Raw genomic sequence first — 24,061 nt, 5'->3', positions numbered from 1 at the left:
GGGAAATATGGTTAGTTAAAAAAATTAATTATTTAATAGTAGTTTTGTAATATATTTTGCAACTCCTTCATTATCATTAGTCATAATCACTTCCAAATGAGAAAGTTTATTTTTCAAACTATCAGGTGCATTCCCCATTACTAAACCTTTACCGGAAGAATTGAGCATGTTTTCATCATTGTAACCGTCACCAAAAGATAGTGCTTGCTGAAAAACAAAATTTTCTAGTTCCAAAATTTTGGCAATCGCAACACTTTTATCTACAGATTTGTCCATAAATTCTAAACAAAGCGGAAGACTAAAAGCATGGCTAAAAAGTCCGGTATGATTTTCTAAAATTCGATCTCTTAACTCGATTAATTTCGAATGTCGATCGTGCGTGAAAAATACTTTTATTGCACTTAAATCCTCCAAACTATCAAAATTTACAAGTTCAGGATGATAATTTACTTCCGGTTGAAATGCATTTAGCTTTTCGTTGTGCTTATTCGTTTGCCAAACATTTTCTCTAAATAATACGGTTGTAATTTCAGGATCAATATCTATTGACAAGACTGATTTAACCGCATCGCTTTCCATATTTAAAGAAAAAAGAAGTTCTTTTTCAGGGGAATGTATACGTGCCCCATTTGATGTAATTAGATAAAGAGGAATATTCAAACCCGCTACAATAGGCATTGCATCCAAATGATGCCGGCCAGTTGCTACAATAATTAAATAATTTTGATTGTGAAGTTCTTGAAAAACAGTTTTTGTATATTGGGATATTTTGTGATCTGAATTGAGTAAAGTTCCGTCTAAATCACTAATAACTACTTTAATTTTTTCTTTTAAAATCATTTCTTTTTAACTGAAATTTTATTTATTACAAATTTATTGCATTTTTAAGAGAAACGCAAAAATTTATAAAAAGTTTAGGTTATCCTTTCTTGACGATATTTTAAAAAATACATTTAAAACACATTGTTGCATTTAAAATACAACAATATATAAAATGATTGCTATATTTGTAAAAATTAAAATATAATAAAGTCATGAATGCAAGTCAAAAAGAATTAATAAAAGCAACTATACCAATTTTAAGAACAAATGGAAATGATTTGATATCCTATTTTTATCAAAGAATGTTATCCAATAATCCAGAGTTGAAAAACATTTTTAACATGGCAAATCAAGCTAGTGGAAAACAACAAAATGCCTTAAGTGGAGCTGTACTTGCTTACGCTGAAAACATAGAAAATCCTACTGTTTTGATCAATACGTTAAAATCAATTGGAAATAAACATGTAAGTTTAAATATTCAACCAGAGCAATATGATATTGTTGGAAACCATTTAATCGGATCGATAAAAGAAGTATTAGGTGATCTCGCAACAGTAGAATTAATTGAAGCCTGGACTTGTGCTTACAATGAATTGGCTCAAATAATGATTAGCATTGAGGCTGAAATGTATCAAAACACAATTAATAAAAAAGGAGGCTGGAAAGGCTGGAGAACCTTCATAATCTCCAAAATTGTAAAAGAAAACGACGAAATTAATTCATTTTATCTTAAGCCGGAAGACAGCAAAGAAATTGCCGATTTCTATCCGGGTCAATATATATCTGTGAGTGCTTTTATTCCTGAATTAGGTTATAAACAGCCTAGACAATATAGCCTGTCTTCTTATTCTAATAGTGAATATTATAGAATTTCGGTAAAAAAAGAAATCAGTCAAAACACAACTCCTGATGGAATTGTTTCCAATGCATTACATAACAAAAAGGAAGGTGATATAATTGAAGTTAGCGCACCAGCGGGGGTGTTTTTTGCAGATCCAGAAGCTAAAAATCCTTTGGTATTAGTTAGTGGCGGTGTTGGACTTACTCCTATGATGAGTATGGTTGAAACCAATAAAAATTCACTTCAAAAAAATCGAACAGTTTGGATTCACAGCTGTCGCAATGAAAATGTTCATGCGTTTAAAGATACTATCGAGGAATTAAACAACGAAAATGAGTGGTTAACCTCTTTCGTTTTTTATGAAACTTTACCCGAATCAGAAACAAATGCTATCGAAGGAAGAATTGATTTACATCAAATAAAAGAAGAAATCCTTATTGAAGATGCAAAATATTATATTTGCGGACCGGCTATTTTTATAAAAGTTCAATATCAATCTTTGGTTGCACTTGGCGTAAATAGAGAAAATATTCTGTATGAAGAATTTGGCCCTCAATTATTAAGCCTTAATTAGTAAATTTTAATATGAAATTGAATCACTTTACCGATTTTAGTATGCGCGTTTTGATGTATTTAAATCAAAAAAATGATACTCCCCAAAGTTCTTTGGATGATTTAGCCAATACTTTTAAAATTTCGCGAAATCATCTCATTAAAGTGGTTCAATTCTTATCGGCAAATCAATTAATTCTCACCAAAAGAGGAAAGAATGGCGGAATAGTGATTTCGGAGAAAGCAAGAGAAATTCTATTAGGCGATTTAATTCACCTATTAGAACAAGACGATACACCTATCGTCAATTGTGATTCAAAACCTTGTATCTTTAAATCACACGATTGCAAACTAAAATCATTATTCAATACCGCTTATCAAGGTTTTATTGAAAGTTTAAATCAGTACACGCTTTCTGATTTAGAATTCAAAACTTGGAGAACTATGTTTCAGGATTAATAAAAAAATTACAAAAGGAGGCTTTATAAAAAAGCCTCCTTTTGTTTTAATCATTATTCTCAATCATTTTGTAGGCATCAATTACTTTTTTAACTAATCGGTGTCTTACAATGTCTTTATCATCCAGATATATAATTCCAATTCCCTCAACGTCTTTCAAAACCAATAGCGCTTCTTTGAGTCCGGATATGGTTCTTCGGGGTAGATCGACCTGTCCAGGATCACCTGTAATCATGAATTTGGCACTTTTCCCCATACGCGTCAAGAACATTTTCATTTGGGAATGTGTAGTGTTTTGAGCTTCATCCAAAATTACAAAAGCATTATCCAGCGTTCTTCCACGCATGAATGCCAGAGGAGCAATTTGAATAATTCCCTTTAAAATATAATCTTCCAGTTTTTCATTAGGCAGCATATCACGTAATGCATCATAAAGAGGTTGCATATAAGGATCTAATTTTTCCTTCATGTCACCTGGCAGAAAACCTAGGTTCTCCCCTGCTTCTACCGCTGGACGCGTAAGTATAATACGTTTGACTTGCTTTTCTTTCAGCGCTTTAACAGCCATGGCAACTCCGGTGTACGTTTTTCCTGTACCGGCAGGTCCTACTGCAAAAACCATATCATTTTTTTCCATGGTATCCACCAACAATTGTTGATTGGGTGTCATCGGTTTAATAATTTTCCCTCCAACGCCGTGTACTAAAATTTTATCCTGTCCTTGAAATTTTTTGTCTTCCTGAACATCACCACGAATAACACGCTCGATTACATTATTATCAATGTTATTGTATCTTGAAAAGTGCACCATTAATCGTTGAAAACGTTTTTCAAACTCGTCTAAAACTTCTTTTTCACCAAAAGCTTTTAAGGTTGTTCCCCGGGCGACAATCTTTAATTTTGGATAATATTTTTTGATTGTTTCAAGATGAGTGTCTTGAGCGCCCCAAAAGTCTGTTGGAGCGATGTCTATGAGCTCGATTATTCTTTCGTTCAAATGAGGTAGTTTTTAGGTTATTTTAATTTAAAGTTAATCGCAATCCAATTCCGTCAGAATTTGTAATTAAGTCCAGTTTTTGATTATTAAATTGTTTGTATCCAGTATTGTTTTGATTGTTATATTCAGTAACCACATTTTTTATTTTTTTAGAAAACCCAATCTTGACAGGAATTGCAATTATAACTGAAGCCAATCCAACAATATATATAGCTTGAACATAATTTTTGGTGCTGTTTTTTAATTGAATTTCCTCACTAAAGTCTATTACTGCAACGGTTACAGTTGTTCCTATTAGTACAGCCCCCCCAATAAGCAAAATATTACCAACGGTTTTCTTTTTTCTTGCAACATTGTAATCAGCCAGTAATTTTTCATTGTCTTTTAATAATTCCCTGACTTGGTCTGGCGAAATATTTTGGTTTTCAGAATCTGTAATATTGCCGTTGGACTTGTAAACTAGTTTTTGAGAATACGCTTGTAAGCTACAAAAGAAAAGCAAAAGAAAAAAAATGGGTTTGATCATAAGTTTTGTTTTCATTCAAATTTGAAATTCTATTCAAATAAAGCTTAAAATACTTTAGCTTTGCGTTTCTCAAATTTAATGAAAATTAGGTTTACAAAACACCAATAGTTATAAACAAATTTATGTCAATAATTACCCTAACTACCGATTATGGTTTGAAAGATCACTTTGTGGGCGCACTGAAAGGGAAAATTTTGTCTGAGTATTCCGAAGCTGTAATTATTGATATTTCACATGATATTGATCCATTTAACACGTTAGAAGCTAGTTACATTATTGGAGCATCGTATGCGAGCTTTCCAAAAGGAACCGTTCACCTTGTAGGAGTAGATATGGAATCCAATAAAGAGAATCAACACATTGTCATGCAATGGAACGATCATTATTTTATTGCTGCCGATAATGGGATTTTAAGCATGCTTTCACAAAAAATTGTTCCGCAAAAAATGGTAGTTATCAATATACACGATCGTTTACCGAGTGAAGCTACTGATCTGGATGTTTTTGTAAAAGTAGCCTGTCATTTATCCAAAGGAGGATTAATGAATGTCATTGGTAAAGAAATCAATACGATAAAGCACGTTACAAATCTGCAAGCCACAATTTCAGAAGATGGGAATTCACTAAAAGGAAATGTGATTTACATCGATCATTTTGGGAATGTAATTACCAATATCTCTAAAAAATATTTTATTGAAGTTGCCAAAGGAAGGCCATATGAAATTGTTCTGAAAACTAAAAATATCAAAACAATTTTGCCCAACTATTCAGCAATTGCAAGTTCTGAAAAATATCCAATCAAATCCTATGAAGGAGAAAAATTAGCCATTTTCAACGAAGCTGGTTTTCTTGAAATTGCTATTTTTAGAAGCAATCCTTCCAAAGTAGGCTCCGCTAATAGTTTATTGGGGCTAAATTACAGAGATATAATAAATATAGTATTCAGATAATTTTTTTTTGATTTTTGATTGAAGATTAACGATTTATGATTTCAGATTTAAAGCAAGACAATATGAAAACAATTATAAAAATAAGTTTTAAAGATTTGAAACAAAATTATCTTGAAGTGCAACAATTTCTTCAAAAAGAATCTGGAGAAAAAAAAATTTATAACAAATCAAAAGTAGCAAATGATTTAAGTCTTTGGGGAGATGACAATTATGATATGTTAGAAAAGTTTATTACAAAATACAATATAGATTTTTCAGATTTTAAATATGATGAACATTTTCAAAGTGAGTGTGAATTAACCATTAGTATTTGGTCTATTTTATCTGTTTTATTGCTTCCTTTATTCATTACTAAAGGTATTATTTCTTATCTTTTCAATTTTTTATCAAATAAATATTCATATAAAATTGATAAATTCAATTTCTTTATAAAAGAACATAAATCAAACAAAATTGATTTAACAATGGGAGATTTAATTACATCTAAAATTCAAGGAAAGTTCCACTTTAGAGAAAATGCCAAATTTGTTCTTAACTAATTGCAAAATCTGAAATCATAAATCGTTAATCTTAAATCATAAATCCAAAATGTTTGTACGAATAGTAAAATTGAGTTTTCATGAGGAACATATTCCTGCATTTTTAGAAAACTTTGAGTTAATGAAAGATAAAATACGAAATGCACCCGGAAATCGTTTCTTAGAATTGTATCAGGACAAAAACAACAAAAGAATTTTCTTTACCTATAGTTATTGGGAAACAGAAGCTGATTTAGAAAATTACAGGAATTCTGAACTTTTTTACGATGTTTGGACATTCACCAAGAAATTATTCAACGATAAACCAGAAGCTTGGAGCGTGGATAAATTAGTTACTTTAGTTTAAAGTTTTTTAGTTTAAAGTTGAGCAACGTTAAACTAAAAAAACTTTAAACTTTAAACAAAAAATAAAACATGAAATCAATAGTGTTACGTGAAATAAAATCCTTTTTCGGTTCGCCCATCGGCTACTTAGTTATTGCCATTTTTCTAATTATTAATGGATTGTTTCTTTGGGTTTTCGAAGGCGATTATAATATTTTGAATACCGGTTTTGCTGATTTGACTCCATTTTTCACCTTAGCGCCTTGGATTTTAATATTCTTGATTCCAGCGGTAACCATGCGCAGTTTTTCGGATGAGAAAAAACAAGGGACATTAGAATTATTGCTGACCAAACCCTTGAGTATTTGGCAAATTGTAAACGGAAAATTTCTTGGTGCTTTGCTTTTAGTCGTAATGACGATAATCCCAACATTCATTTATGTAGAAGTTATTTCCAGCTTAGGAATGCCGGAAGGGAATATCGATATGGGAAGCACGATTGGTTCTTATTTTGGATTATTATTTCTGATTGCTGCTTATTCAGCCATTGGGATATTCACTTCAACATTATCTGATAATCAAATTGTGGCTTTCATTATCGCAGTATTTTTATGTTTCTTCTTCTATTTTGGATTTGAAGGTTTGGCTGCTGCTGTTCCAAATGTATCTTCCATAATTGCATCATTAGGTATGCAAGATCATTTTAAAAGCATGAGCCGAGGCGTATTAGATACCAGAGATATTCTTTATTTTACAAGCATAACCGTTGTCTTTCTTTCATTTACTGTTTATAATCTAAAATCTTTCAAATCGTAATGACAACTTTACAGAAAAATAACCTCAAAGCAGTATTGATTATCCTTGCGATTGTATTGCTAGTAAATGTAATAGGAAATTCCTTTTTCCATCGTTTTGATTTAACAAAAGATAATAGATACACTCTTTCCTCTGCTTCTTTGAATATCGTAAAGCAAGTCCAAAATCCGTTGTCTATAAAAGTATATCTGCAAGGCGATTTACCGGCTGAATTTAAACGGTTACAACAAGAAACGAAACAAATGCTGGAAGAATTTCAAGCATACAATAGTAATATTATTTTTGAATTCGTTGATCCATTGGAGAACAAAGACACCAGCATGGATAATATTAAAGAGTTGTATCGAAAAGGGCTTACGCCAATAAACATAACCGTTGACGATAAAGGAAAGCAGTCTCAAGCGATGGTTTTTCCATGGGCAATTGCCGTTTATGACAATAAGGAAGTTAATATCCCCTTGTTGAAAAACATTATGGGCGCGACAACTACCCAGAAAGTTATTGGATCTGTTCAGCATCTGGAATATTCAATCGCCGAAGCGTTGAATAAAATTACCAAAGCAAAACAAAAGAAAATCGCTGTTCTCAAAGGAAATGGTGAATTGCAAGATATCTTGATGGCTAAATTTCTGTTACAAGTACGCGAAAGCTATCATATCGGCCCTTTTACTTTAGATTCGGTTGCCAAAAATCCTGTTGGAAGTTTAGAAGCTTTAGAAAAATATGACTTGGCCATTATTGCAAAACCCACTGAAACTTTTACAGACGAGGAGAAACAGGTTTTAGATCAATTTATTATTAACGGTGGAAAAACTGTGTGGCTGATTGATCAAGTTACGGCAGAAATGGACAGTTTATACGATTCATCCGGAGCAACTTTGGCTTATCCAAAAGATTTGAATTTGAATGATATGTTCTTTAAATACGGAATCCGTATCAACCCTGATTTAGTAAAAGACGAACAAGGAAGTCCCATAAAACTGGCCACCGGAGAACAAGGAAGTGCGACTCAATTTCAGGAATTTAATTGGAAGTTTGCTCCACAAGTGTATCCAAACAGTTTGCATCCGATTGTGAAAAATTTAGGTGGGATCAAATATGATTTTGCGAATCCAATCGATACTTTGAAAAACGGAATAAAGAAAACTATTCTGTTGGAATCGTCACAATATTCGAAGAAAATAGGAACTCCAACAGAGATAAATCTTAACATCGTTGCCGAGGAAACTTCGCCAAATGATTATTTAAACAAAGGAAAAATTCCACTTTCGGTTTTATTGGAAGGTTCGTTTCGCTCGATGTTTGAGAATCGAGTGTTGCCATTTGAACAAAAAACATTTCAAGCCACAGGACAAAAGAATAAGATGATTGTGATATCAGATGGGGATTTGATAAAAAACCAATTGGATAAAAACTTTCAACCGGTAGAATTAGGTTACGATCAAAGGTCTGGAAATTTATATGATAATAAAGATTTCCTAATAAATTGTGTCAATTATCTATTGGATGATACCGGACTTATTAACATTCGAAGCAAAGATCTTGATTTACCTTTGTTGGATAAAGAAAAAGTTTATGAAAACTACACCCGAACACAAATCTTAACTATCGGGCTTCCAATTCTTATTTTGGTGCTTTTTGGTGTAGTATTTACTTTCCTTCGAAAAAGAAAATACAGCAAATAGATGTTAATAAAAAAGTTTCGAAACTAGAATAGTTTACGATATATTTGTAAAATCTAACGTATTTCGGATTTACAGAAATACCTTAAAAAATAAAACAAAACAGATGAAATTTATAGTATCGAGTTCGTACTTATTGAAGCAATTACAGGTTTTAGGTAACGTTATCAACAGCAATAATACTTTGCCTATTTTAGATAACTTTTTATTTGATTTAGACCATAATGTGCTAACGGTTTCTGCGTCTGATTTAGAGACAACCATGTCTGCTACTTTAGGAATTGATTCAGAAAGTAAAGGAAGCGTTGCTGTTCCTGCAAAATTACTTTTGGAAATCCTTAAAACGTTCCCTGAACAACCGCTAACTTTTACAGTTGAAGAAAACAGTACGATAGAAATCAGTTCTAATTCTGGAAAATATGCTTTGGCTTATGCTCCTGGAGACGAATTTCCAAAATCAGTAAATTTAGACGATCCATCTGTGACGCTTGTTCCTTCTGATGTTTTGGCAACTGCTATAAGCAAAACTATTTTTGCTGCAGGAAACGATGATTTGCGTCCGGTAATGTCTGGTGTATTCTTCCAGTTTTCGCCACAAGGATTGACTTTTGTTGCCACTGATGCGCACAAATTAGTAAAATATGCACGTACCGATGTAACCGCCTCTCAAGTGGCTGATTTCATTATGCCAAAGAAACCTTTGACTATTTTAAAAAATATTCTTGGTACTTCAGATGCTGAAGTAAAAATTGAATACAACGATTCGAATGCTACTTTTTCTTTTGACAATTATGTTTTAATGTGTCGTTTGATTGATGGAAAATATCCAAATTACGAAGCAGTAATTCCAAAAGAAAATCCAAATAAATTAATGATTGACCGTTCTCAATTTTTGAGTTCTGTACGTCGTGTTGCCATCTTTTCGAACAAAACTACACACCAGATTCGTTTGAAAATCGCTGGTGCTGAATTGAATGTTTCTGCTGAAGATATTGACTACTCCAATAAAGCGGAGGAAAGATTGACTTGTGATTATCAAGGTGATGATATGCAAATAGGGTATAATTCTCGTTTCTTAACTGAAATGTTGACTAACTTGCAATCGGATATGATTATGCTTGAAATGTCATTGCCAAACAGAGCCGGAATTCTAACTCCTGTAGACGGATTAGAAGAAGGTGAAACGGTAACGATGCTTGTAATGCCAGTAATGTTGAACAGTTAATTCAATTTAAAAATACGCTATTAACCAAACCATTTTTATATTTAAAAAACCGTCTCGTTTAATTACGAGATGGTTTTTTTTTGCTTATTCACTATGAATAAAATAAAACTTTGTATTTCCTTTTTTTATTGATTCTTTCGCATCTTTATGATTTTTTTCAAATGTTTCTAAATTAGTTCCTTTACAAATTCCATAAGAATAATGATATTTTAAAATTTCAAGATCTTTCTTTCCGAATTCTTTTTTATCTGATTTACAAATTGAAAAATAACTATTGCAATCTGAATAATCAAGTTCTTGATAAAAATACCCCAACGATCTTATAAAATTAACCTTCAAATTAGTTAATACCTGTTCTTCATTTAGATTTTTTTTCGCGTTAATTTTTAGTGAGCAACTATAAATATTTTGTTTGTTATTCCATAAAAGATAATAACCGTCATTCCCTTGTATTCTTATATCTAAATTTATATCATTCGTACCGTCTATGGAATAAATAAAATAGTTTGAATTATCTTTATCTTTTACGACAGTAATTTTTAATGAATCAATTTCTTTATCAAGATAATTAATAAATTCGCTAAGCTTTTTACTATTATGATGGCTAACGGATTTGTCAAAATAAATTTTCACTTCATCTTTCCAAATTTTCATTCTTGGTTTTAATCTCTCTTCTTTTTTTTGATATTTTTTATTGAAAACTAATCGTTTATAGCGTTCTAAAAATATAGAATCTTTTTCTTCATACAGAACTTTTATTCCTTTCTCATCATATCCATTAATAATTATTAAAGTATCATTCTTGACAATATTAAAACCAATTGAATCTATAACTTTATTACCACTTTTTTTCAATGATTTATAATTTTTGTATTCCATGTAAATAACTTTACTATGCAAATTCAATTGATTGTGCTGAGAAAAAATTGCCGACGTGAAGGCAAATAACAAAAATACAAATATATTTTCTTTCATAAATTTTATCTTTCTTTTGAATTATGAAAGTAGTAATTTAAATTAATTCATTTTATTTTTTTTAAGATTTTTTTTATAAAAATGGATTTCTAAATCACGCCCATTTTTTTCATCAGAAATGTAGCGCTTCTATTTTTACAAATTCCGTCCCGAAGTTTATAATCAAAATGGAGTTCATCATTGATAATCTCCACTTCAAAACATTTGTTGGTTAATATGTTTTGATAATCATTCGTGGTAAAGCAAACTTCAATATCGTGCGTAGCTATGGCTCCAACGGCTTTTTTACCAATTATCTTTTTCACCACTTCAATTGTTCCGTTGCGTTTATCATCTGAATTGGTTCCGCGTAATATTTCGTCTAATAATACAAATGCGGGTCTGTTTTCGAGTTCGTCCATAATTTGCTTTAAGCGTTTAATCTCCGCAAAGAAGTACGATTCGCTATCAGACAACGAATCAGACAATCGCATGGAAACTAAAACGGGCAACGAATGTACATTAGCTTGGCTAGCACAAACCGGCGAACCCATTCCTGATAATACCATATTGATTCCTAAACTTCTTAAAAAAGTACTTTTCCCGGACATATTAGAACCCGTTAAGATCATAAACGACTCGGGATGAAAACGCACATCATTTCCTATTCTGGTTTTTTTATTCAATAAAGGATGACTTAAATCCTGAAAATCAATTTCGAAATTCGTGTTCAATGTTGGATAAACAAACTCCGGATTATTATACGATAAATTAGCCAAGCTATTCAACATTTCGAATTCACCAACAACTTTCATCCAATCTTCTATGGCATCCGCATGATCGTTTTTCCATTGAATTAATGATTTTAAAACATGTAGATTAAAAAGAAACGTTCCATTGAATACAATAGCGGTAACGAAATTACTGATGCTGTCCATTTTTGAAAATAAAGCCGCTAACTGTTTTAAATGAACGCTGGCATTTTCTTTTTTAAATGTCAGTTTTTGTTGCAAATCGATTAACTTTTCCGACTGAAAAGATTCATTTTCAATTTTTTGCAGCAACAAACTATATTGATGAATGGTTTTATCAATGTTAGTAGAATTAGCAATTTCGGCCTGGATACGCTTGATAAACCGTCCTAAAATCATTAAATTAATAACAAATAAATACGACAATACAGAAGCGAAAGTGGTATTGGAAGTCACTAAATAGGCAATCAAAACTCCCAGAAAAAGAAGTGGCGTAAAATACGAAATAAAAATACTCAGTTTAGACAAAGGTGTGCTATTGAATGTACTCCACTTGAGCAAAGTCTCATAATTCGATTGACTGTCATTACTTATTTTGGCGAAAGCCAAAAACTCCTGACGCCAATCTAATTTTGCGGATAATTCTTTTACTGCTTGATGATTTCTAAGAATCTCTTCATTGGGCAAAATTGATAAAAGCTGGTTTGCGAATGTTTTTTTTCCAATAAAAGTAGCGGTTCTATTCAAGTTTTGGAACAAAGAATGCTCGCCAAAAATATCTAAATCATAGGCATACGGATGGTGAAAATCATTGAATTCCTGTCCGTTTTCAAAAGGGATTTTATTTCTCTCCAGATAGGAAATTTCATTTTCATTAATATCAAGTAAGGCTTGATTGACATGTTTTTCGAAAACTAATTTAGAATGAATGCGCATCAATACTACGAATAGTCCAAAAAGAAAAATGGCGGCAATTATGAAAATAATTTCGCTTTTTTTGATGTAGTAATAAATAGAAACCAAAAAAAGTACAATAGAAAGAAGTCTTAAAATACTTATACTATTGTACTTTTTATTGATTGCAGTCAATGCTGTTGAAAAGCGTATCTTTTTTGCTTTGTATATTTCCATAATTCAATTAATGAATTGCAAATATAACGAAATAGATTACTTTGAAGTCTAAATTAAAAGGCAATGGCGATGCCACACTACATAGAATTCAAGATTTCAATAGAATTAAAGCTGAATCAATCAATATGAATTGCTAAAATTGGAATTTCAAAATTAGTAGCAATTTTTTTAGTCAAACTAGGTTTGAAAATCCCTTCAAAAAACCCTCTTTTATAAGTGAGCATTGTCAAAACATCTATTTCTTTGTACATGATAAAATCTAAAATCGTCTCTTTGACTTCATCACTATTAATCACAAAAAACTCAACGGGTTCATTAATAAATTCATCTTCCCATTTAGCGACTGTCTCTTTTGAAACATCGGAATCACTGGTTTTTACATACAAACATTTGACTTTCGCTTTTGTTTTTTTGGCAATATCTAACACCATTTTCAAAGCTTTTTTGTCTTTCATTCTAAAACGGGTCGTGAAACCAATAATTTCAATTTTCTTGAATTTTGCTTCCTTTGGTACGCACAACATCGGAACGTCTATTCCAGAAATTACAGAGCCGGTATTAGTACCCACAAAAAAAGCATCCCAACCTGTAGCTCCGGAAGTACCCATAATTACAAAGTCAATTTTATCTTCTTTGATAGATTTTTTAATATTATGAAGCAAATCCCCATCCTTGAGTCTATGAGACATCTTTATTTTGTCAAGATGTCGCTCTTCGGCTATGGCTCGCAATTTTGGGAGTTCATCCTTGAACATATCAAATTGAGCTAACTCTATTGAATTATAAATGACGGCGTAGTTTTCAGGAAAAAACTGATTATCGTATATTGGCAATTCAAAAGTGTGCAATAAAACGAGTTCGCCCTGAACTATTTTTGCAAATTCTAAAGCATGCATAAACGCATTACTAGCCACTTCAGAAAAATCGGTTGGAAATAAAATTTTTTTCATTTTATCTTTTATTAAAATGGTTGATTTACTAAAATAAATTATTGAACTTCATTTATCAGCATATTCAAATTAAAATACTTTCATTCATGAATAGCCAAAATTGGAATATTAATATGAAACGCCAACTTTTTTGAAAGGCTGATTTCGAATAGTTTTTCAAAGAAATTTTTACGATGTACATGCATAGCAATCATATTGATTTTATGTGAATCGATAAAGTTTAAAATAATCCCTTCCACATCATTTCCTGTAACAGAATGCAATTTAATGTTATGATTATCAATTAATTCTTCCCAATTCCTCATGTTATTAATGTTGTTTTCACGGTGTTGAGGTACTACTCGAAGACATTCAATATGAGCTTGAAATACCTTGGCCAACGCCTTAACTTTTAGAAAAGATTGCGTATCATCCGCTTGATATTCAGTGATAAAAAGTAAATTTTTTACCGGTTCGTATTTACAACGTTCTGGAATCGCCAAAACAACTGCTTTCACATCATTCATCACTTTTGTAGCTACTGTTCCTAAAAATGTTTCTTTTAGTCCACTTACTCCTTTAGTTCCCATAACGATAAAATCAATAAACTCGTGCTTGGTAATTTTTTGTATTTCTTCAATTAAATTTCCTAAAATCAAAACATGGCTGATTTTTACATGATCCAAATTATTTTCTTCAGCAATTCTTCTTAGAACGGGAACTTCATCTTTATAATTTTCAAAATGACTCAACTCCGTTACATCATAAATTTCATGTAAATACTCCGAAACATTAATATAATTAACCTGTGGCAAATGATAAACATGCATTGTTATGATTTCAGCATTGATGGAATCAGCCAATTTTAATGCATAAATAAATGCATTGTTAGAGACGTGGGAAAAATCGGTTGGGAATAAAATTTTTTTCATGAGAAGACAATTAACTATAAATCAATGTTCAATAAAATTACAAAACAGAAACGTAAGAAAATATGATAATTATCAATTTGGCAAATTTTTAACAAAAAAAAAAGTTAATGGTTTGCCTCGTACTTATTGATGCGTACTCAATTTTACTTACTTTTGCATAAAATTGCATAAATTATGATACCTCACGATTCCATAGTGGCATTGGCCACTCCTTCGGGAGCGGGAGCTATAGCCGTAATTCGGATTTCCGGCCAAGATGCCATTACTATTGGAAATTCTGTTTTTAAATCGATAAACAATAAAGAATTAACGACACAAAAAACGCATACATTACATTTAGGTCATATTATGGATGACTCTAAAACTTTAGATCAAGTTCTGGTGTCCATCTTCAAGGGACCAAACTCCTATACGGGTGAAAATACGATTGAAATTTCCTGCCATGGTTCAACTTACATTCAACAACAAATCATTCAATTATTGCTTCGAAAAGGTTGCCGAATGGCTGATCCTGGTGAATTTACACTCCGAGCTTTCTTAAATGGAAAATTGGATTTATCCCAAGCAGAAGCCGTTGCCGATTTAATTACCTCCGATAATGAAGCGTCACACCAGATTGCGATGCAACAAATGCGTGGTGGTTTCTCTAATGAAATCGCTAAACTGCGGGAAGAACTGTTGAATTTTGCTTCCCTAATTGAGCTTGAGCTCGACTTTGCTGAAGAAGATGTAGAATTTGCCGATAGAACCCAATTTCATGAATTACTGAATAGAATTGAGTTTGTACTGAAAAGACTGATTGATTCTTTTGCGGTGGGAAATGTTATCAAAAATGGAATTCCTGTGGCTATTGTGGGTGAACCCAATGTAGGGAAATCGACTCTTTTGAATGCTTTATTGAATGAAGAACGCGCCATTGTTTCAGAAATTGCGGGAACAACGCGTGATACAATTGAGGATGAATTAGTGATTGGTGGAATCGGTTTTAGATTCATAGATACCGCTGGAATTCGGGAAACGGAGGATTTAGTGGAAAGCATCGGGATTCGTAAAACATTCGAAAAAATAGAGCAAGCGCAAGTTGTAGCTTTTCTTTTTGACAGTTCCGAGTTTAAAGTTTCAGGTTTAAAGTTAAAAGTGGAATTAGAAAAAATTAAAAATCAGTTTCCGTTAAAGCCTTTAATTATAATTGGTAACAAAGCCGACAAATTAAAAGAAATCGAAATCAAAAATTTGAAATCGGAAATTCCTGAAATCTTGCTAATTTCTGCAAAAGAAAAACTGGGAGTTGAGGATTTAAAAAATCGATTACTTTCGTTTGTTAATACAGGTGCTTTGCGCAATAATGAAACAATCGTAACTAATACAAGGCATTATGATTCGTTACTAAAAGCTTTAGAAGAAATTACAAAAGTAAAATACGGTTTGGAAACTAACTTATCCAGCGATTTGATGGCTCTTGATATTAAAGAAGCATTATATCAATTTGGAATGATTACCGGACAGGTTACTAATGATGAGTTGTTAGGTAATATTTTTGCTAATTTCTGCATCGGAAAGTAAAATTAAAAAAAGTATTTAAAACATTGACAATCAATATTTAATAGTATTTTAAATATAATAAGATTTTTTTGACTAAATTAGCAATAGTTAATAATTAAATATTTAGTATCATGAAAACTCCCCTTCTTTTTTGTTTACTGTTTGCCAGTATAGGATTCCAAAGTTGTAAAAAAAATGAAAACGAGCAAGTCGTTAATTCTAAACAAATCCCAGTTGAAAAACCGATAAGTGTCCAATGCTATAAAGCTTTGTATGAAAAAGATACTATAGATTTAAAAATGAACACTTTAAAAAACGGAAAAATAACTGGTGATATGATGATGAAATTTTTTAACACACCCCAAAAGGTTGGAAAAATTGCAGGAGAATTCAGTGGAGATACGTTATTTGTTAGCTACACCTTTATTCAGGGTGATAACAAAAAAATAACATTTAAAAATCCGATGGCATTTCTAAAGAAAGGGGAACAACTTATTTTAGGAAATGGAAAAATGCAAACCACTTTGGGAGCCACTTATTTTGTAAAAGGCTCACCGATAGACTTTGAAAGTGTAAAGTTTAAGTTCACAGCTGTTGAGTGTGTGGCTGAATAATGAACGTTTTAGAATCCAGTGCTGCTGTTTTTAATATTAATCAAAAAGTGTATTCTTTAAAAGTTTTTCAAAAATAGCAGTTTATGAACACATTTAAATTTATTTGTTTTTAACTGACTATCAATTAATTGAAATATATTTTCGTAATGCTTTAATTACACTTAAAGTATGCTGTCCGGGCAGGCTATCCACTGCAAGTCCGCAGGTATCATTCCTTAAAACGAACCCTAAAACGAGCTTCCTGTAGTCGCTGTTTTAGGGTTTGTTTAATAAAAGGACCTCCTCCTTTGCGGGCTTTCCGTTGCTATCCTTGACAGAGAATCTACATTTGATCACAACCAATTTACCACACAACTCAAATGCTTTACCAATAAAAAATGGTATCTTTAAAATATGAAAAAGCATTATACTATTATTATTGCAGGAGCCGGTGGAATCGCAGAAGCTGTTGGTCTTTTACTGCTGGAATGGGGCGAAGTTCCTCCTACTCTCTTTATAGGTGACAGAATGCATTTAAAAGCAAAAAAAGTAGCGCGTTGGATTCAAGAAGGAACAACAAAATCAGGATCTGTCCACGACTTTCATCTTGCTGAAAAAGGCCTAACGGACGAAATGAAGAAAATCTTACGTCAAGGAGACATCATTCTCGACTGTTTACCGGGTAGCCAAGCACCCAGGATAGCACAATTTGCCAAAGATTATAATTTACATTATGCAAACCTTACAGAATACGTTGCAGAAACCGAAGAAATAATAGCTCTAGCAAAAGACGCCGAAACTGGTTTTATACTTCAAACCGGTTTAGCACCTGGGTATGTTGATTTACTCGCCAATGGACTATTTCAACAATTTTGTTCAGACTTTGAGGTTGATAAAGTAGACAAACTGGAATTTAAAGTTGGAGCGCTGACCAATCATGCCGTTGCTCCACATTATTATGGTTTTACTTGGAGCCCTATTGGAGTGGCTACTGAATATATAAAAGATACTATCGTGCTTCGGGATTATAAAAAAACGAATCTGTCACCATTATCTGAAAGAGCCACAATCATTATTGATGGAATCATGTATGAAGAGAATCTAACTTCGGGTGGTGCTGCTGATTTGCCGGATGCCTTGTCGGGAAAGGTACGTTCACTCGACTACAAAACCTTACGACATCCTGGACATTATGCCTGGCTACAAGAACAATTGGATAATCTGGAGAATACGTCAGATGCTATCAAAAGTTTACAAGAAAAAATGGAAGCCATGATTCCACATGTTAAAGACGACCAAATCATTTTATATGCAGCTGTGGAAGGCAAAGATGCAACGGGAGTTTTACGCAGAAGAGAAATTGCAAAGCGCATTGTTCCGCAAATAGTAGGGAAACATCAGTTAAGAGCGATACAAATAACCACAGCAGCACCTTTAGTTCAGGCAGCGCAACTTTTGCTTGAATCATCATTGAGCGGAGTTATACTTCAAAGTCAAATTGATCCAATTCCGTTTTTAAATGGGAATTACATGGTGCCAGTTTACGGTAAAGTATTAAATAAATAAAAAACCAAATACTTGGAACAACATATCGATGGTTTTCTTTAATAAAGTGAAACTCCTCAATAGCAACACATAAAAACTTTGTTTCTATGTGTTAACAGAAAACTTGAATTACAATCAACAGATTACTATATTTTAACGGTCTGTGATAACACGATTAAAACAATCGCAATCAAAGCCAGAAACAAACCTGCATAATTCATTTTTGTTAGTTTTTCTTTAAAAACAAAAATCCCTACAAGGCTTCCTATTACAATCACGCCCATGTTCATACCTGCAAAAACTGTAGATGGATTTTCAGCGAAAGCTTTATGCGCTTTTAGATAAAAAAGTATGTTTCCAAAATTGAAAATACCTACCAAACCTCCAAAAATAATATTTTTAAACTTCAACGGTGTTTTAGTCACAATCACATTATACACTACCGCTCCAATCATGATTAATAACGCAATTCCAAATACCACAAATAATGACGTAGTATAAGGCAGACTTGTATACAGAGCGATTTGCTTGAAAAGGATGTCAATAATTCCAAAGCCGAGTAAAACAACCGCAGGATAAATCCATTTATTTTCCGTTTTTTCGGAAGGTTTAGAGAGAATTAGCAGCAACGCAGGAAAACCTATCAAAAGTGCTGTAATTTTTAAAATATTGAAATCTTCTTTAAATAGCAACCATGCAGCCAAAATAGGTATAAACAGCGAAAGTCTTTGAGCTGCATCGGTTTTTACAATTCCTACCTGTTTTATCGAAGCTGCCAAGAAAAGAAAAATAGAAGGCAGCAAAATTCCAATAGGAATATAGATTGCCCAAGGTGCCGAAGTTCCTAAATTAGTTAAATCGGGACTGAAGAAAAAATAACAAAGAATTAGCGCAAATACATAATTCCAGGCGACAATTTGAATCGGATTTATGGAGTATCTGCGCGCAAATTTAAACAACACTCCCACGGTTACACTGCAAATAATACTTAAAATCAGAAATAGCATAGCGAATTTTTAAATGGCTAAATTACCATTTATTGTCTTTCCTACTGCTCTTTTATAAAAGTATCAAAAGCAATATTTCAATAAAAAAAATAGGACCAATACGGTTTTAGTAATAAAAAGGAAAACAAAAGACATCAAAATTGTATCAATCTTAAATCCTTCCCTGTTCTTTGAGTTTCCAATACCGCAATAAACCATTTACAGACATCCAGCTTGGATTAGCAAACTCATAGGTTTGAATTTCTTCCGCATTCAGTCCTTTGTCCAAAAACTGCTTTCTGGTATATTCCATAAATTGGGGAACTATACTTTCTGGCGGAGTTTGATTGTCATAGAAAGGTTTGATAAAACTAACCCAATCATCCAGAACTATTTCTAAGCCTGACAATAATTCATCCGGATTTTTTTGCAAATCAAAATGTGTTAAATATAAGGCTCTGGGCTTTAAATCTTTTAGTTTTTTGAGGGATTGTTTCCATAATTCAATATTAATATCCGGCGGAGGACAGGGAGGTACAACAGGACCATCTCCTATTTTTACTCCAGCCACATCCCCAGTAAATATCACATCGTCAATTTGATAAGCATTATGATGCACAGCATGACCCGGTGTATACCATACTTTTATTTGAACATCTCCCAGGTCTACAACATCACCGTCCGTTACCCCAATCAATTGTTGCTCCGGAATAGATTCCATTTTTCCCCAAAGAAGCTCCATCTTGTCTGTATAAATCATTTTGGCTGAATTCCATAATTTCTCTGGATTAGCTAAATGTGGAATTCCAATGGGGTGTACGTATATTTTAGCGCCATTTTGTGCCAATTTCCAAGCTGCTCCGGCATGATCAAAATGAATGTGCGTCAAGAATACATGCTGAATATCTTTGATTTCATACCCTATCTTTTGGATTCCTTTATCAAGATACTCCCAAGTAGATTCCGGTCCGGTTTCGATAAGTATCGGCCCTTTTGCAGTTTCAATTAAAAAAGCACCAATAGAATGTTTTTCGGATTGAAAGTGTAAATCAATAGTATGAATTTTATACATGGCTCGGTTTATTTATGATTGGACAAGGTAGTGCATATTTATTTTAAAATCTCTTTTGATTAATATGGATTTTAAAAAAAAACATTCAAAATACTCTTGTTTTTTTCTGGACCAAAAAAACACGCGTTGTAGAACCATCCGATTAATCTGTTTTAATGGATACATAAACAACTATTAAATTCCAAAATATTAAAAATTATCTAAAAATTTTCACCTTTACAAATCTATTTCTTTTTCGAATTACTCTTTTTCAATTACACTAAAAAAAGTGTAATTCATTGGAAACATTTATTACGGAGCCATCAACATATCTCCTGATTTCAGCTACTTTTGCAGGATGGATTCTTTTACTCAAATCGCTTTAGGAATTGCCATAGCTGAAGTATGTGCGGGCAAAAAAATCAAAAACAAAACGGTTTTATACGGTGCGATTTTAGGCACAATTCCTGATTTAGATGTTGTAGTGGGACTCTTTTTAAATCCTGTCGATGCCATCCTGATTCATCGTGGCATCAGTCATTCTCTTTTTCTTTTTTTGTTTTTATCCCCTGTTTTGGGTTGGATTATTTCAAAAATAGAAAGAGATAAAATCAACTTTGCTCAGGCAACTGTTATGGCTTTTTGGTGTTTGTTTACCCATGTGCTACTGGATATGTTCACTTCTTGGGGCACGCAAATTTTATGGCCTTTAGACGATCGGTTTGCGCTAAAAACCATTTTCGTAATTGATCCACTGTACACCATTCCACTTATTATTGCATTGATTATGGTCTGGAAAACAAAAGACATCATACTTCGTAAAAAATACATAGTCTTAGGATTATTTATCAGTAGTGCTTATCTCCTTTTGTCTTGTTTTATAAAAGTATATGCCTTAAGCCAATTTGAAAAAGCATTAACAAAACAAGGAATTCAGTATTCTGAAATTATTGTAAAACCTACCGCTTTCAACCTAATTTTATGGAATGCTAACGTCGCAACTGCGAATAATTACATATTAGGCGACTACTCTCTTTTTGATACGCAATCCATTTCGTTTACTACTTACAGCAAAAACAAAATTTTAGAATCGCAATTAAAAGGAAATTCGGATTTTGAAAAACTGAAGAAAGCCAGTGAAGGCTGGTATATCATTTCTCAAAAAAAGGGATCTTTATACTTTAATGATTTGCGTTTTGGACTGTTAAATGATCACCCAAAAAACCCTCAATTTGCTTTCAGCTATCAATTTATTGCAAGCAATGCAGAAATGACAGCAGTAGAAGTCCCAAAAAGTAAAAGAGACGGGAAGCGATTACTTCAAAAAATAGTTACACGGATAAAGGGAAACTAAGTGTGTTTTTTTTTATAAATATCAGTCACTCTTCAACCAACCCGTAATGCTCATTCTGGTATTTTGGGTAACCAAAACTTCATGAACCAATTCGTCACTTTTAAAGAAAACAGTTTTACCTTGAGTAGGCGCAATTTTTTGATTGTTATCCAATTGATGAATTAGTAATTCGCCACCATCACTTTCTTTCCAATTGTTATTCAGATAACTAATCATTGAATATTTTCGGCTGGGATTATTTTTGAATTGATCCAAATGCTTTAAATAAAAGTCACCCGATTCATACAACGAATAGTGAAATTCATATCCCGTAATTCCAGCATAACAACTTTGATTTAAATAAACAATAAAGGCTTCTATTTGGGCAAAGAATTCATTTTCAAATGCATTGTTGTGTTTTTTATCCAACCAATAAATAGAATCGCTTCGTATCGCACCATCATAAGAAACTTTCTCAGAATTACCAATTCCAGCTTGCATCAACAAGCTTTTTTGCTTCAAAACAATCAAATTTTGTCTGAGATTATGGGCCAAATCAGTACTCAAAAAATGTTCAGATATTCCAACTTTATTTTCAATGTAGGAGGCAATTAAATCCTCAAAGTTATTTTCCATGACTTTCGCATTGACTGAAAATACCGCCAACGGGGCAAGGTAGACTAATAAAAATCGTCAAAGACTTATTCTGAAATAAATAAAAAATTAAATGGTAAACTAATAACTTTTGCAAGAAAAAAATAAAATTACAATTTCATTTTTAAAAATATAAGTCATTTAAGAAACTACAAATTAGTAAATTGCTTAGATGACTTACATGCTTACATCTTGGTATGCAAATCAAACCATCAATGTACATTAAATAATTTTTCTGCGTGAAGTTTTTAGACTTTTTAGGTATTGCAAATCAATCTTAAATCATTGAATACCAGTCGCAAAAAAAAACATAAAAGTCATTTAAGAAATTACAAAATGTTGATTCCTTAAATGACTCGTACCGTAAAAAAAAAAGTCTGTTCTTTATAATTTACTGATAAAACTACCGTAAATATCTTTAAACTGATAGCCTTCGGAGAAGCGGTCTTTACTCAGTTTCTTGTATTCCACCAATCCCCAAAGTATAAATTCCTTCATGAAAAATTTATCTTCTTTTTCCAGTTGCGGTTGGTATTTCTTGATTAAAATTTCAAGCGGGACAATACTTCCCAAAATCCTTTCGTATTCTTCATCGGAAGCATCGTCTAATAATTCAAAACCGCTTTCGGCAAAAAACCATTCAATGATATCCGTGTACGCATTTTTGACGCCTTCTTTCTCTAATTTTTCAATTTTTGGAAAATATGCAGGGAAAAAAGTATGAATCGCATCTCCCAATAAATGTTGCGCTACAGCGGCAGCTCCCTCCTGCTCTCCTTCGTAAACCAATTCCACTTTTCCAGTAATGGCAGGAATAATTCCCATAAAGTCAGATAAACGCAACGTTGTTTTATCAGCACCGGATTTAAGTGCTCTTCTTTCTGCTGTACTTAGTAAGTTTTCGAAAGCAGTAATACTTAATCTGGCACTCACGCCACTTTTGTTATCAATATATTCGCTTTCTCTTGCTTCAAAACTGATTTGTTCCAATAAATCCCTTGCCAATGAAGGCACGTAAACCATATCATTTTGCGTTACATCAAGTTTCGCTTCCTGCTCTGTAATGGTTCTGGCAATTTTAATAGTTTCCGGATAATGCGTCAATATTTGGGAACCAATTCTATCTTTTAATGGTGTTACAATACTTCCACGATTCGTGTAATCTTCCGGATTTGCCGTAAACACAAATTGCATATCGAGTGGCATTCGCAACTTGAAACCACGAATTTGAATATCTCCTTCCTGTAAAATATTAAATAGCGCTACTTGGATTCTCGCCTGTAAATCAGGTAATTCGTTGATAACAAAAATACAACGATTTGCTCTTGGAATCATCCCAAAATGTATCACACGATCATCCGCATAGGACAATTTTAAATTTGCCGCTTTTATTGGATCGACATCTCCAATCAAATCTGCAACTGTCACATCAGGTGTTGCTAATTTTTCGAAAAAACGGTCACTTCTATGCAGCCAAGAAATTGGAGTTTCATCGCCTTTGAGCTCTATGATGTCTTTGGCAAAACGCGAAATTGGTTGTAAAGGATCATCATTAATTTCGGAACCCGATACAAACGGAATGTATTCATCCAACAATTCGATCATTTTGCGTGCTAATCTGGTTTTGGCTTGGCCACGAAGACCTAATAAATTGATGTTATGACGCGATAAAATAGCGCGTTCTAGTTCTGGAATTACGGTATTTTCAAAACCGTGAACGCCTTCAAAGGTTGGTTTTCCAGATTTGATTTTTTCTCTTAAGTTGGATCGCAATTCATCTTTAATGCTTTTACTTTCGTAACCTGATTTTTTTAATTCTCCGAGTGTTTTTATAGTATTCATTTATTATTTTTTATTGATATTGATATTGCAGTTGAGCTTAATTGTTATTAAAATTGCTATTAATCTAGACTGCGCGCGAACTGA

General features: G+C 32.6%; 23 protein-coding genes. 12 read left to right on the top strand and 11 right to left on the bottom strand.

All coding sequences use genetic code 11. From position 1 onward, the window contains the following. Positions 1-24: 24 nt before the first annotated feature. A complete protein-coding gene (locus tag BMZ76_RS08110; RefSeq protein WP_091204705.1) occupies positions 25-840 on the bottom strand; it encodes a Cof-type HAD-IIB family hydrolase in 816 nt (271 codons plus the stop codon). Positions 841-1,034: 194 nt separating this feature from the next. On the opposite strand from BMZ76_RS08110, the gene hmpA reads away from it, so the two are divergent. Together hmpA and BMZ76_RS08100 are read left to right on the top strand one after the other, a co-directional pair. Further along, positions 1,035-2,237 carry an NO-inducible flavohemoprotein gene (gene hmpA, locus BMZ76_RS08105; protein WP_091204704.1) on the top strand — a complete coding sequence of 401 codons (1,203 nt, stop codon included), beginning with the start codon at positions 1,035-1,037 and terminating at the stop codon, positions 2,235-2,237. 11 nt (positions 2,238-2,248) lie between these two features. Continuing rightward, positions 2,249-2,674: an Rrf2 family transcriptional regulator gene (locus tag BMZ76_RS08100; protein ID WP_091204703.1), complete on the top strand. Its 426-nt coding sequence runs from the start codon at positions 2,249-2,251 to the stop codon at positions 2,672-2,674. Positions 2,675-2,720: 46 nt separating this feature from the next. On the opposite strand, the gene BMZ76_RS08095 is transcribed toward BMZ76_RS08100, so the two are convergent. Together BMZ76_RS08095 and BMZ76_RS08090 are read right to left on the bottom strand one after the other, a co-directional pair. After that, a complete protein-coding gene (locus BMZ76_RS08095; RefSeq protein WP_091204702.1) occupies positions 2,721-3,671 on the bottom strand; it encodes a PhoH family protein in 951 nt (316 codons plus the stop codon). Between the two features lie 22 nt (positions 3,672-3,693). Next, the gene (locus tag BMZ76_RS08090) at positions 3,694-4,212 is read right to left on the bottom strand and encodes a hypothetical protein (protein ID WP_091204701.1); all 519 of its coding nucleotides are present in this window, start codon (positions 4,210-4,212) and stop codon (positions 3,694-3,696) included. Between the two features lie 107 nt (positions 4,213-4,319). Here BMZ76_RS08090 and BMZ76_RS08085 point away from each other — a divergent pair, with 107 nt between their 5' ends. From BMZ76_RS08085 to dnaN, 6 genes are all read left to right on the top strand, one after another. Beyond that, complete coding sequence (locus BMZ76_RS08085) at positions 4,320-5,147, top strand: SAM hydrolase/SAM-dependent halogenase family protein (protein WP_091204700.1); 828 nt, start codon at positions 4,320-4,322, stop codon at positions 5,145-5,147. Between the two features lie 62 nt (positions 5,148-5,209). Beyond that, positions 5,210-5,686, top strand: a complete 477-nt coding sequence (locus BMZ76_RS08080) for a DUF1493 family protein (protein ID WP_167547436.1) — start codon at positions 5,210-5,212, stop codon at positions 5,684-5,686. A 49-nt stretch (positions 5,687-5,735) separates the two neighbouring features. Then, a complete protein-coding gene (locus BMZ76_RS08075; RefSeq protein ID WP_091204698.1) occupies positions 5,736-6,032 on the top strand; it encodes a putative quinol monooxygenase in 297 nt (98 codons plus the stop codon). Positions 6,033-6,100: 68 nt separating this feature from the next. Continuing rightward, entirely contained in the window at positions 6,101-6,826 is a 726-nt protein-coding gene (gene gldF / locus BMZ76_RS08070) for a gliding motility-associated ABC transporter permease subunit GldF (RefSeq protein WP_091204697.1), read from the top strand. Further along, the gene (gene gldG, locus BMZ76_RS08065) at positions 6,826-8,511 is read left to right on the top strand and encodes a gliding motility-associated ABC transporter substrate-binding protein GldG (protein WP_091204696.1); all 1,686 of its coding nucleotides are present in this window, start codon (positions 6,826-6,828) and stop codon (positions 8,509-8,511) included. The genes gldF and gldG overlap by 1 nt, the downstream gene beginning before the upstream one ends. Positions 8,512-8,614: 103 nt before the next feature. Then, complete coding sequence (gene dnaN, locus BMZ76_RS08060) at positions 8,615-9,733, top strand: DNA polymerase III subunit beta (RefSeq protein WP_091204695.1); 1,119 nt, start codon at positions 8,615-8,617, stop codon at positions 9,731-9,733. Between the two features lie 84 nt (positions 9,734-9,817). Here dnaN and BMZ76_RS08055 read toward each other — a convergent pair whose 3' ends face one another. The 4 genes from BMZ76_RS08055 to BMZ76_RS08040 all read right to left on the bottom strand — a co-directional run bounded on the left by BMZ76_RS08055 (position 9,818) and on the right by BMZ76_RS08040 (position 14,431). Further along, the gene (locus BMZ76_RS08055) at positions 9,818-10,708 is read right to left on the bottom strand and encodes a hypothetical protein (RefSeq protein WP_091204694.1); all 891 of its coding nucleotides are present in this window, start codon (positions 10,706-10,708) and stop codon (positions 9,818-9,820) included. Between the two features lie 89 nt (positions 10,709-10,797). Next, on the bottom strand, positions 10,798-12,570 hold the full coding sequence (locus tag BMZ76_RS08050) for a MutS-related protein (protein ID WP_091204693.1): 1,773 nt from the start codon (positions 12,568-12,570) through the stop codon (positions 10,798-10,800). 116 nt (positions 12,571-12,686) lie between these two features. Beyond that, positions 12,687-13,520: a universal stress protein gene (locus BMZ76_RS08045; RefSeq protein ID WP_091204692.1), complete on the bottom strand. Its 834-nt coding sequence runs from the start codon at positions 13,518-13,520 to the stop codon at positions 12,687-12,689. 80 nt (positions 13,521-13,600) lie between these two features. Next, complete coding sequence (locus BMZ76_RS08040) at positions 13,601-14,431, bottom strand: universal stress protein (protein ID WP_091204691.1); 831 nt, start codon at positions 14,429-14,431, stop codon at positions 13,601-13,603. 174 nt (positions 14,432-14,605) lie between these two features. On the opposite strand from BMZ76_RS08040, the gene mnmE reads away from it, so the two are divergent. From mnmE to BMZ76_RS08025, 3 genes are all read left to right on the top strand, one after another. Continuing rightward, complete coding sequence (gene mnmE / locus BMZ76_RS08035) at positions 14,606-15,994, top strand: tRNA uridine-5-carboxymethylaminomethyl(34) synthesis GTPase MnmE (RefSeq protein ID WP_091204690.1); 1,389 nt, start codon at positions 14,606-14,608, stop codon at positions 15,992-15,994. A gap of 110 nt (positions 15,995-16,104) precedes the next feature. After that, on the top strand, positions 16,105-16,587 hold the full coding sequence (locus BMZ76_RS08030) for a hypothetical protein (protein WP_091204689.1): 483 nt from the start codon (positions 16,105-16,107) through the stop codon (positions 16,585-16,587). Positions 16,588-16,980: 393 nt separating this feature from the next. Continuing rightward, positions 16,981-18,132, top strand: a complete 1,152-nt coding sequence (locus tag BMZ76_RS08025; RefSeq protein ID WP_091204688.1) for a saccharopine dehydrogenase family protein — start codon at positions 16,981-16,983, stop codon at positions 18,130-18,132. A gap of 125 nt (positions 18,133-18,257) precedes the next feature. Here the strand turns inward: BMZ76_RS08025 and BMZ76_RS08020 are convergent, their stop codons facing one another. Both BMZ76_RS08020 and BMZ76_RS08015 read right to left on the bottom strand, forming a co-directional pair. After that, positions 18,258-19,118, bottom strand: a complete 861-nt coding sequence (locus BMZ76_RS08020) for a DMT family transporter (protein ID WP_091204687.1) — start codon at positions 19,116-19,118, stop codon at positions 18,258-18,260. A gap of 151 nt (positions 19,119-19,269) precedes the next feature. Then, positions 19,270-20,169 (bottom strand): MBL fold metallo-hydrolase, encoded by a 900-nt coding sequence (locus BMZ76_RS08015; RefSeq protein ID WP_091204686.1) that lies wholly within the window; start codon positions 20,167-20,169, stop codon positions 19,270-19,272. A 337-nt stretch (positions 20,170-20,506) separates the two neighbouring features. Here BMZ76_RS08015 and BMZ76_RS08010 point away from each other — a divergent pair, with 337 nt between their 5' ends. After that, positions 20,507-21,502 carry a metal-dependent hydrolase gene (locus tag BMZ76_RS08010; RefSeq protein ID WP_091204685.1) on the top strand — a complete coding sequence of 332 codons (996 nt, stop codon included), beginning with the start codon at positions 20,507-20,509 and terminating at the stop codon, positions 21,500-21,502. A 21-nt stretch (positions 21,503-21,523) separates the two neighbouring features. On the opposite strand, the gene BMZ76_RS08005 is transcribed toward BMZ76_RS08010, so the two are convergent. Both BMZ76_RS08005 and BMZ76_RS08000 read right to left on the bottom strand, forming a co-directional pair. Next, the gene (locus tag BMZ76_RS08005) at positions 21,524-22,117 is read right to left on the bottom strand and encodes a 2OG-Fe(II) oxygenase (protein WP_091204684.1); all 594 of its coding nucleotides are present in this window, start codon (positions 22,115-22,117) and stop codon (positions 21,524-21,526) included. A gap of 402 nt (positions 22,118-22,519) precedes the next feature. Continuing rightward, positions 22,520-23,977 (bottom strand): AAA family ATPase, encoded by a 1,458-nt coding sequence (locus tag BMZ76_RS08000; RefSeq protein ID WP_091204683.1) that lies wholly within the window; start codon positions 23,975-23,977, stop codon positions 22,520-22,522. Between the last annotated feature and the right edge of the window lie 84 nt (positions 23,978-24,061).

The organism is Flavobacterium xueshanense, from assembly GCF_900112975.1.
Classification (GTDB): domain Bacteria; phylum Bacteroidota; class Bacteroidia; order Flavobacteriales; family Flavobacteriaceae; genus Flavobacterium; species Flavobacterium xueshanense.
This window is presented reverse-complemented; position numbering and strand designations above follow the sequence as displayed.